Annotated in this window: 1 protein-coding gene; it reads left to right on the plus strand. The window is 64.3% G+C overall.

Features of this window, described 5'->3' with window-relative positions:
• On the plus strand, positions 1–249 hold a 249-nt coding region (locus G8O24_RS43310), incomplete at both ends, for an ABC transporter substrate-binding protein (RefSeq protein ID WP_244646452.1).

The following is a 249-nucleotide window of genomic DNA, read 5'->3' on the forward strand; positions in this document are numbered from 1 at the left end:
AGCGCGGCTTCAAGCTCTACGCCAACGAGCAGCCGCATGTCTGGCCGTGGCAGTTCTCGCGCGTCGAAGGCTCGCCCTGGAACGACATTCGCGTGCGTAAGGCCGCCAATCTCTGCGTCGATCGCGACGAGGTCGTCGGCCTGATGAACGGGCTCGCCAAGCCCGCGAAGGGACAAGTCGACCCGTCGAGCCCGTGGTTCGGCAAGCCGAGCTTTGACTTGAAGTACGATCTTGCCGCGGCGAAGAAGC

It is taken from the genome of Bradyrhizobium campsiandrae (assembly GCF_014529705.1).
Taxonomy (GTDB): Bacteria; Pseudomonadota; Alphaproteobacteria; order Rhizobiales; family Xanthobacteraceae; genus Bradyrhizobium; species Bradyrhizobium campsiandrae.